Below are 637 nucleotides of genomic sequence, written 5' to 3' on the forward strand. Positions count from 1 at the left end.
TTGCCATTGTTTACGAAGCATCGTAAATGGCAAGAAATCATACTGCTTCCATTCTCCTTTTTCTGTTAATCCACCCATTGTAACTAACATATGTACGTGAGGATTGAAGTTGACCCTTGAACCAAAAGTGTGGAGTCCAGCAATAATCCCAGGTGTTACCTTTGCTTTCTTTTTGAAGAAGTCAGTAAGTAGTCTTGCAGAAGCATCCATTAAATCTTTTAATAGATGTCGGTGAAGGAGAAATACATCTCTTAGTCCTTCATCAATCGTAAAAATTACGTGCCGATGATTAACCTGAAGAACATCTTCAGTAAGTAACCTACTCCATTCTTCACTTTCTCCAACAGAGCACGTGGTACAAAATCGACCTTTACATCGGTAAGGAACCTTTCGCACATCATGACAACCTTCACACACAAATAACTTAAATCCATTTTTGATATCCCCACAATCTCGAAATTTCTCAACCTCCTTAATTACGATAGGGCGGATTTTAGCACCGTGTTTTCTTTTGAAAGCTTCCCAATGTTGGTGTTTATCAAAAAATATTCTTCTCAATATATTGGTCTCCATAAAATGAAAATACCACAGCTTAAATGACTGTGGTAGACCCAAATTTTTATACTTTCTTATCTTT

General features: G+C 36.7%; 1 protein-coding gene. It reads right to left on the reverse strand.

The window, feature by feature from the left end; translation table 11 throughout:
• Positions 1 to 573: IS91 family transposase (locus tag ACTJJ9_RS26380; protein WP_440769012.1), on the reverse strand; the 573-nt coding region annotated here is incomplete at its 3' end.
• Positions 574 to 637: the final 64 nt, after the last annotated feature.

Source organism: Metabacillus sp. 22489 (genome assembly GCF_052044855.1).
GTDB classification, from domain to species: domain Bacteria; phylum Bacillota; class Bacilli; order Bacillales; family Bacillaceae; genus Metabacillus; species Metabacillus niabensis.